This is a genomic window from Haladaptatus sp. (assembly GCF_049589095.1).
Taxonomy (GTDB): Archaea; Halobacteriota; Halobacteria; order Halobacteriales; family Haladaptataceae; genus Haladaptatus.
Genome location: NZ_JBAWAC010000370.1, coordinates 1 through 8,790, shown reverse-complemented (window position 1 = coordinate 8,790; position 8,790 = coordinate 1). Strand labels below are relative to the sequence as shown.

The window sequence follows — 8,790 nt, the reverse complement described above, 5'->3', positions numbered from 1 at the left end:
CGTTCGCGCCGATGGAGACGTCGTCTTCGAGCGTCGGCCCTTCGAGGTCCGTCGATTGGCGGATGGGATACGGGTCGTTCGTGAACGTCGCGGCCGGTCCGACGAACACCCGATTCCCGACCGTGGTTTTGGTCGGGACGTAGACGTTCGTCTGCATGCTCACGTGCGAGCCGATGGTCGTTTGCCCGTCGATAACCGTGTTCGTGCCGACGATAACGTCGTCGCCAATGGTCGTCTTCTCCCGCACGAGGGCACCGTGGCCGGTCGTGAAATCGTTCCCGATGGTTACGTCGTCGTAGATAACCGTTCCGGACCGGATGGTTGCACCGTCACCGATAGTCGGTGGTGTCGAATCCGCCGTGTAGGCGTATCCAACCGTCGCATCCGGGTGGATGGTCCGGTCCCGACTCTGTGGTTCGGTCACGGCCGACCACCCCAACGGAGACACGAGTCATAGGGCGTGTCAGTGGATGGTAGTGAGTTCATAGCTTGGGTCATGAATCGCCCGATTCCGCCGTGCGTGCGACGGACTGGGCGTTATTCCCCATGCCCTACCTGTCCTCTTTGTTATACGCTCCTTGGCGCCGGGTAGCTCCGGACTAGCCCCGCTACGAGCCGTTTACCCCCCGAAATCGGCGTTACTCGACCGGGAACGAGGAATACGGCGGAATGGAGGGGGTGTATGGCGACGTTACCCGAGAACAGCACCGTGGTAACAAAGTGGGGAAGCGGTGATTGCCGGTGTATGCGGTGGTGGAAGCCGTGACCACAGGCTGGTCGCGTACGCAAACGGAGGTGTATTGGTTTCGATGAGCGAGCGGCCTCTCTCCCCATACGATGGCTAGTTCCGGACTTTCACAGGACCAAGTGTTCGAGGTTCTCAAGAGTCCACGACGACGCTACGCGCTCTACTACCTGCGACGTGAGGGAGGAATCGTCGAGCTTTCCGACCTGACCGATCAAGTCGCGGTGTGGGAGAACGACACCACGCTCTCGGGGTTGACGAGCGAGCAGCGCAAGCGCGTCTACATCTCGCTCTATCAGACCCATCTCCCCAAACTCGACGACGCGGGAATCGTGGAGTACGACAGGGACGAGGGCGAGATTTCCCTCTCGCGACGCGCACGTGAACTCGATACGTACCTCGGCGACGTCTCTCGACCCGAGATTCCGTGGGACAGATACTACCTCGCGCTCTCGCTCGGGAGCATCCTGCTCGTGCTCGGCGTCTGGTTCGAGATATACCCGTTCACGCTGATTTCCGGCATCGCCACTGCCGTCATCATTCTCGTCGCGTACGGGGTTTCGGCCATCGCCCAGTATCTCTACTATCGGCGGCGAACCGTGCAGGGATTGCCGCCCGAGCTGCGGCGGGCCGAAGGGCAGTAGGTGGAAGAAGAACGGACCTCGAAAAGATCCGATAGCGGATCTACTGCTTCTTTTCGACGTTACAAACGGCGTCCGCGTCAGCGAGGATGAACGCATCGTCGCGGAGCATGTCCTTGTCCTTTGGAAGGAACATGAGTCGGCCGCGCCCGTCTCGGCGGGCTCGGATAACGTCCCACTCGTCGATTTCGTAGCCGAGATCCCCTTCGAGGTCGGGGTTGGCGGGAAGTCGCTCCCAGCGGGACCGGCTCATTATTTCCCCGCTCCGATCGAGATTCGTGCCTTGCCGTCGACCTGGAGCCGTTTCAAGTCACCCGAGAATCGATAGCCGTCCTTACCGTTGAAGACCTTCCCCGTGACGCGGGTGCCTTCGACGGTGTCCATCTTGTTGATCGAACCGAGGGCGTCGGATTTGGCGACCGACCCGCCGACGTCGAAGGAGTAGCTGCTCGACCCGGCGGTTTTGTGGCCGTCGATGACGATTGTTTTCGGCAGACCGAGTTTGCCCGCCGTGACCTGCTCGCCGTTGAGGGACACTGTCGCCTTGCCGTCGAGACTGAAGCTCACGAGCGGGCCCGAGAACTCGTAACTGTCGGTGCCGCCCGCAACGGAGCCGGTTGCGGTACCGTTTTTGAGCGTGTCGTCGTCGTCCTTCGAGGCTCCGTGATCGGTCGACTTTCGGATCTTTCCGGCGACCTCGAACTCGTAGGACGCGGCCTTCGAGGACGAGTTGCTCGAAATGCTGATGACGTTCGGCAGTCCCTTCGCTTTCGACTGCTTTTTCTTCGCCGCTCGCTTGCGATTTCCGTGACTCTTGGCCGCACCGCTCGCCGCCTGCTCCGCGGTCATCGGGACGCCTTTCGGCGGCGTCAGGTCCGCGTTGTCGCCAGTCCGGGTATTTTCCGTTTTCACGTTACCGCCGTGCGCGGTCACCAATCCACCCTGAATATCGGAGTCGATGACTTTCGTCGTACCGTACCACGACCAGACACCGCGGTTGTTGACCGTCCCGGGTGCCGAACAGTTCTCGCCACAGGGGGGCGTACTTTCATCGACCTTCACCACGGAATTCTTGACGTACGGTGTTCTGGAGCCCTTCGCGTTCAGGCGGATGTTGGAGATGTTGTTCGAGTGGAAGTACGAATCCTCGACGTTCGTGATCCCTTTCGCGCCTTTACTCCCCGGACCGGAGGCGTACAGACCGTTGTTGACCGTGTTCGCGATGTGCGTGCGTCGAATGGTGATGGTCCCACGGTGGGGAAGGTTGGCGTTGACCCAAACCCCGCCACCGTGTTTTCTGGCCTTGGTCCCGTCGCCCATGTAGACGTTTTCGATGAGACCGTGACCGTCCGACGATTCGACGCCGGGCATGATCATGAAGCTCTCACCGCTGTGCTGTCCTTTGATACCGACGTTGCGAATCGTCCAACCGTTTCCGCTGGTCGTGATCGCCACGCCAGCACCGGATGCGGTGATGTCGATGAGGACGTTCTCGAACGTCACTCCGTCCCCAACGTGGATCGATTTCTGTTGGCCAGCAGGGACGGTGATGGTTCGATAGTCTTCTGCGTTCGCTACGCCGGCCGTAGCGAAGGCTGCTGCCGTCGCTCCGGCGAATTTCAGATACGAACGTCGGTTTAACAGACCGCTGTCTGTCGAATCGCGTGCCGTTTCGTCGCGTGCCATGGCTTCAATGGCGCATTACCAATTTAAGTAGATTACGATCCTGTCTCAATGTAATCCACATCATTTAAAAGTACACTAATGGCAGGTATCCGAGGAGAGTATGACGTCATTTCCAATGGAAACGTCACATTACCGCCGGGTCGTCGTCTATTTGACGCTGAGAATGACCTTCGATTAGCTTTCGTCGCGGAGTGAGCATCTGTGACATCGATCCAGATGTAAACGTCGATGCCACACCTGCCCTTTCAGGAAGGATATCGCTCGCCTGTCGTTGCGTCGCGTGCCATTGCAGATTCAATGTTCTTCTCCTATTTTATGTATGTATCGGTTTGGGGCCACTGTACCGTCTGAAATATTTGATGGCCAGTTACGTCGAGAGAACGGATGGGCCGTCGAACCGGAGAAAGGTGGTATTGAGTCACACGCTCCGCGACTGACGACGTTTGACGGGGATTCGGCCAGTACGGCCACTCTAAACGGCTGGAAACTGACGCATAACAAAGGACGAACGAGGGGTTCGCGAAAACAGCATGGACTGTCAGATGCAGACCCTCCTCATCGGAATCGACGCGGGGTGTCGGAGCGTCCTCGAACCACTGTTCGAGAAGGGGGCGCTCCCGAACCTCGCCTCGATCTTCGATGAGGGGTCGTCCGGGCCACTGGAATCGCAACTACCGCCGTGGACCCCCAGCGCGTGGCCCTCGTTGTACACCGGCGTTAATCCCGGAAAGCACGGCGTGTTCGGTTTTCTCCACTTCGACGGCTACGATTGGGACGTGGTGAACGCCAGCCGTGTCCGCGAGTACACGCTCTGGGAACTGCTGGACCAACACGGCTTGTCGAGCGTCGTCGTCAACGCACCCGTCACACACCCGCCGCGCGAGATCGACGGCGCGATACTCCCAGGGTACACCGCACCGGAAAACCCGACGTGCCACCCCGATGGGCTCCTCGACGAAGTTCGGGACGAAATCGGCGGCTACCGGGTGTATCCGCCACGAAACCTCCCGGAGGAGCAATCCGTCGAATGGTATCGCCGCCTCACACGCATGCGCGGTGACGCATTTAGATATCTCGTAGATCGCTTCGACCCCGACTTCGGCTTCGTCCAGTTCCAGAGTACGGATACGCTCTTTCACGAACATCCGGGCGACGAGGCGGTCGCCAGAGCGGTGTACGAAGCGGTGGACGAGCAGGTCGGGAAAATCCTCGACACGTGTGACCCGGACACCGTTGTCGTCGCCAGCGACCACGGCATCGGCGAGTACAACGGCTACGAGTTCCGCGTCAACGATTTCCTGCACGAGGAGGGCTACGTCGAAACCGCCCGCGGCGGCGAAGGCATGCCCTCGTGGTCCACCATCGCGGGCAACCAGTTACAGCAGGGCGAGGAGAGTTCCTCCCACGAGCAGGGGATGGCCGAGCGGGGACTCGCGCTCGCCGCGCGGGTCGGCATCACGAGCCAGCGGATCGGAACCGTACTCGAACGCGTCGGGTTGGACACCGTCGTCGCGGAACACGTCCCCGAGCAGTTCATCCGCGCGGCGACGGAGCAGGTCGATTTCCCCAACTCCGTCGCGTACATGCGCGACAGGATCGAGTGCGGCGTCCGACTCAACGTCGAGGGACGCGACCCGAGCGGCGTCGTTTCTCCCGACGAGTACGAAGGAGTTCGCGCGGAGATCATCGAGAAACTGCGCGACGTCAGGACGCCAGACGGCGACTTCGTGTTCGAGACGGTCGCCCCGCGCGAGGAGTATTTCACCGGGCCGTACAGCGCGGACGCCGTGGACATCGTCTGTGTCCCCTCGGAGTTCGATCAGTTCCTCTCGGCCCAGCTCAGGGGCCAGCAGTTCGGCAAACCGAGCGAGCCGTGGAACCACAAGCGAGACGGCATCTTCGCCGCGGCGGGTGACGACATCGCCCCCGATGCGAACTGTGCCGGTGCCCATCTCTTCGACGTGGCACCGACGATTCTGGCGACGTTCGGACTCCCGGCGAGCGATCGGATGGACGGCCGGGTTCTCCCGGTCGTCGAATCGGTCGGCCAGCAGAGTTACCCCGCGTTCGAAGCGGGCGAGACGGTCGAAACGGACGACGAGCGCGTCGAAACGCGACTTGCGGACCTCGGATATCTCGAATGAGTATTACCATCGAAAAAGACGGCATCAGGATAGAGCGGACGAACGATCTGGATCGCTGGAACGACCTCGTCGAACGGTCGCCACAGGGGTCGGTCTTCCACCGACTGGAGTCGCTGGAAGTGCAGGCCGAACACACCGGTTCGGAGTTCCATCCCCTCATGGGGTACAAAGGACAGGAACCGGTGGGGCTGTTCCCCGTCTTTACGATCTCGAGGGGCGGGATGACGACCGTGTTTTCGCCGCCGCCGGGCATCTGGCTCCCCAGCCTCGGCCCGGCCCTGTTGAACATGGGGAAACTCAAGCGACGGAAAGCCGAACGTCGACACCGCCGGTTCATCGACGGCTGTCTCAAGTGGCTCGACCACGAGTTCGCGCCGAAGTACGTCCACATCCGCACGGGAGCGGGCTACACCGACGTTCGCCCGTTCGAGTGGAACGAGTTCGAAATCCAGCCGCGACACACGTACGAGGTCGATCTCACGCCGGGCGAGGACGACGTGCTGGCCAGTTTCAGTGGCGACGCCCGGAGCAACACCCGAACCGACGAGGATCGCTACGAGATCAACGTCGGCGGCCCGGAAGCGATCCGTCGAATAATCGGGCAGGTGAAAGCCCGTCACGACGAACAGGACGAACCCTACAGCCTCTCCCCGGAGTTCGTCGTGGACCTCCACCGACGGCTGCCGGAGGGAGCGGTTCGCCCGTACGTCTGTGACGTCGACGGCGAGTTCGCGGGCGGGATGATCGCTCTCGCCGACGACGAGCGGGTGTACCGCTGGCAGGGCGGCGCGAAGCACAACCACGACGTTCCGATCAACGACCTCGTTGACTGGGCCATCATGCGCGACGCGATGGACGAGGGAATCGAACGCTACGACCTCGTCGGCGCGAACGAACGCCGACTCTGTGGCTACAAGGCGAAGTTCAACCCCGAACTCGTCCGCTATCACAGCATGGAGCGCGGCACGCGGATGATGAACCTGCTGTCCGACGTGTACAAGCGGTTTCGGTAAGGAATACGACAAGACTTTTTATCCGCGGTTCGCTGCCGAGCGTATGGAAAATCCGCTCGTGGCGGGAGGCCTCACGCTCGTTTTCCTCGGCATCGGCTCGATGTTCGGCTCGGTCGGAATCGTCGTCGCAGGAACGATGCTAGTTGCGATTGGCATTTCGTCCGGACAATCGGACGGGGAGAGCACGACTCCGGCCGAGAAAACGAACTGTCCATCGTGCGGCGCGAGAAACAAACGCGAGACCGACGTCTGTCATCACTGCGGAACAGTTCTCTCCGGAAAATAAGTCACGTCGGCATTCACACCGATTATCGACCCGTTACCGTCCGATAACGGGTGCGTAACGGACGATTGCCCGCGGAATCCCCGGTAACCCGTCGAACAGCCAGAGACAGGCCGCACCGAGCAGGAGGCCGAGTTCGAGCACGATGTAACCGGTAACTGCCGGGTCGCCGAGGTGTGCGAGGTACTCGCCGAAGTACTCGTGGAATCGTGCCAGAAAGCCGAGACTCGAACTGTCGGGCGGGACGGGAACGAGCGGCCAGAGCAGGAAGGCGAACGAGGCCTCCTTGCCGATTGCCAGCGGATAGATGATATCCCCGGCGAGATGCGAGAGGTAGCCCACGGTGAACGCGACGCCGATGTCCGTTCGGTTCGCGCGATGTGCGAGCACGAGCGCGGCCACGGACAGCGGAACCGCCGTGACGAGCGAGTGGGCCAACGAGTGACCGCTCGGGAGGACCGAAAGCGTCCATGCCAGCGGCTTGTCCACGAGGTCCGGCAGTTGTGTCGCGACCGCGAGGGCGACGACGGCATCGCCCCTCGGCGGCCGCCCGGTGCGGAAGTGACGATACGAGGAGTACACGAGGTAGCCGAACGCGAGATGTTCCCACGGCCACATTATCCGGTCACGTTGATCCAGATCTGGGCGTGTTGGTCGGCGTTGTCCACCGTCGGATTGCTGGGCGGAGTGCCCTTGTAAAGCAGATACTCGACGCGGAGGTTCTCCCCGGTCATCGTCGGCGCGATGTCGTGGCGAACGCGCCACGTGTCACCAGCGCCGAGACGATGATCGAACCGCCCCAACTCCTCCTGTTTAGTGACGCTACCAGCACCGTTCGGCTGCTGTTCCACGCGCTGAAGTTCGACGACGACGGAGTAGTGAACCGCTTTATCCTCGTGATTGTTGACGGCGACGAACACGGGTTTCGACTCGCCCGCCGTGATGTTCTCCGGGTAGTTCTCGGCGACGTACTTCCCGTCGGATCCCTTCGTGAGCAGGGAGAGGTTGGAGAAGTGATCGCCGTCCTGCGGAGCGGCGACGGCGAACCCGACAGTCGTCAGTGCAATCACGACTGAAAGCATGAGCGCGAGGTTGAGCACCACGTCGGCCGCCGATTCCTCGTCGAAGAGCGCACGGTACAACCGAGCGATACCGCTCCGGAGCGAAATCGACAGTCGATCCTGTTTCGGCACGTAGAACCGCCGGACGACGGCGAAAAGCGAGATCACGAGCGTAAACCCGACGATCGCACCGAGTACGTGCAGCGGCGCGAACGACAGTTGAGCGAGCGAGAAGATGACGCCGAGCGTCGTCAGCAACGACACGCTGACGCCGAACGAGAGCGCACACCGTTCACCCATCGTTACGCCGTCCTGCCGGAATCGCCCCGGACTCGACCATCTCGACGTGTGTTTTCCGGCCTGCGGGAACAACAACGCGACGAGGGCGTACCCCGGCGCGAAGAACACGAGTGGAATCCCCAACGCGACTGCGAGTGGCGTTCCGTACACCCCCGGTTGCATCAGCGCAAGGGAGAGGAGTATGACTGCAATACCGAGGATGGCCAAATCGATCGGAAACTCCAACACTGGACGCGTGATCCGTGTCCACCACGATTCGTTCGTTTCGTGGCTCATACGCGTAATTGTCCGCTGGCGGTCGTCGCGCGGTGCTGGCCCGTCTGTCGTTCTAGAAGCGGCATGGAAATCAGTCCGTGACCAGCGTATTCCCGGATGGTACTTTGTTATCCTGCGCGTACCGCCCCACCGGTCGGTTGTACCGACCATACTGACAGTCCAACTCGCCGTAAACCGGGTTTCCGGCCCGGTAAGGGGTTCTTGTAACGCCGAAGGGGGTCCATAACAAAGAGGGAGAAGGAGAGATATGCCTCCAGACTTGCCGAACGGCAGGCAAGTGAACGACGGTGATTGACTCTGAATTGGACATGCTCAACCGACGACTCGGATGCACTGGCTCCGGACGGCGAAGTCATGTTCGCCGTGGACGAGGACGACGACGGCGGCAAGTTGGCTATCATTGCGGACATCACGCAGGACGACGCGTGGATATCAGTCCCGCTTGGTGTAGCACAACCACTCTCACAACGTCGTTGACGGCGAACTCGCCCGAACGACGCCACAGTCCGAACTACTTTTCACCGCACTCTCCGGAGTACATACTCAATGGATTACACACTCACTGCGCTTGCGTTGCTGACCGGACTGCTGACCGGCGCGCTGTTCAAGTTCGTCGGCGTTCCGATTCCCGCCCCGCCCGA

Annotated in this window: 11 protein-coding genes; 6 read left to right on the top strand and 5 right to left on the bottom strand. The window is 61.2% G+C overall.

Annotated features, from left to right (window positions below):
* On the bottom strand, window positions 1-424 hold a 424-nt coding region (locus tag WBV42_RS11655; RefSeq protein WP_423986183.1), incomplete at its 3' end, for a DapH/DapD/GlmU-related protein.
* A gap of 413 nt (window positions 425-837) precedes the next feature.
* Between WBV42_RS11655 and WBV42_RS11650 the strand changes: the two genes are divergently transcribed.
* A complete protein-coding gene (locus tag WBV42_RS11650; protein ID WP_066145596.1) occupies window positions 838-1,389 on the top strand; it encodes a DUF7344 domain-containing protein in 552 nt (183 codons plus the stop codon).
* A gap of 40 nt (window positions 1,390-1,429) precedes the next feature.
* Here the strand turns inward: WBV42_RS11650 and WBV42_RS11645 are convergent, their stop codons facing one another.
* Complete coding sequence (locus WBV42_RS11645; RefSeq protein WP_066145593.1) at window positions 1,430-1,639, bottom strand: hypothetical protein; 210 nt, start codon at window positions 1,637-1,639, stop codon at window positions 1,430-1,432.
* The gene (locus tag WBV42_RS11640; protein WP_423986182.1) at window positions 1,639-3,072 is read right to left on the bottom strand and encodes a hypothetical protein; all 1,434 of its coding nucleotides are present in this window, start codon (window positions 3,070-3,072) and stop codon (window positions 1,639-1,641) included. The genes WBV42_RS11645 and WBV42_RS11640 overlap by 1 nt, the downstream gene beginning before the upstream one ends.
* Window positions 3,073-3,602: 530 nt before the next feature.
* Here WBV42_RS11640 and WBV42_RS11635 point away from each other — a divergent pair.
* The 3 genes from WBV42_RS11635 to WBV42_RS11625 are packed head-to-tail and all read left to right on the top strand — an operon-like array spanning window position 3,603 to window position 6,515.
* Complete coding sequence (locus WBV42_RS11635) at window positions 3,603-5,216, top strand: alkaline phosphatase family protein (RefSeq protein ID WP_423986181.1); 1,614 nt, start codon at window positions 3,603-3,605, stop codon at window positions 5,214-5,216.
* The gene (locus tag WBV42_RS11630; RefSeq protein WP_423986180.1) at window positions 5,213-6,229 is read left to right on the top strand and encodes a lipid II:glycine glycyltransferase FemX; all 1,017 of its coding nucleotides are present in this window, start codon (window positions 5,213-5,215) and stop codon (window positions 6,227-6,229) included. Before WBV42_RS11635 ends, WBV42_RS11630 begins: the two co-directional genes overlap by 4 nt.
* Window positions 6,230-6,272: 43 nt before the next feature.
* Window positions 6,273-6,515 (top strand): hypothetical protein, encoded by a 243-nt coding sequence (locus WBV42_RS11625; RefSeq protein WP_423986179.1) that lies wholly within the window; start codon window positions 6,273-6,275, stop codon window positions 6,513-6,515.
* A gap of 33 nt (window positions 6,516-6,548) precedes the next feature.
* Here WBV42_RS11625 and WBV42_RS11620 read toward each other — a convergent pair whose 3' ends face one another.
* Window positions 6,549-7,130 (bottom strand): metal-dependent hydrolase, encoded by a 582-nt coding sequence (locus WBV42_RS11620; protein WP_423986178.1) that lies wholly within the window; start codon window positions 7,128-7,130, stop codon window positions 6,549-6,551.
* Window positions 7,130-8,149, bottom strand: coding sequence for a DUF1616 domain-containing protein (locus WBV42_RS11615; protein ID WP_423986177.1), 1,020 nt, complete (start codon window positions 8,147-8,149; stop codon window positions 7,130-7,132). Before WBV42_RS11615 ends, WBV42_RS11620 begins: the two co-directional genes overlap by 1 nt.
* A 291-nt stretch (window positions 8,150-8,440) precedes the next feature.
* Here WBV42_RS11615 and WBV42_RS11610 point away from each other — a divergent pair, with 291 nt between their 5' ends.
* Together WBV42_RS11610 and WBV42_RS11605 are read left to right on the top strand one after the other, a co-directional pair.
* Window positions 8,441-8,626, top strand: a complete 186-nt coding sequence (locus WBV42_RS11610; RefSeq protein WP_423986176.1) for a DUF7556 family protein — start codon at window positions 8,441-8,443, stop codon at window positions 8,624-8,626.
* 69 nt (window positions 8,627-8,695) lie between these two features.
* Window positions 8,696-8,790, top strand: a 95-nt coding sequence (locus WBV42_RS11605) for a XapX domain-containing protein (protein WP_423986184.1), incomplete at its 3' end; no start/stop codon positions are given.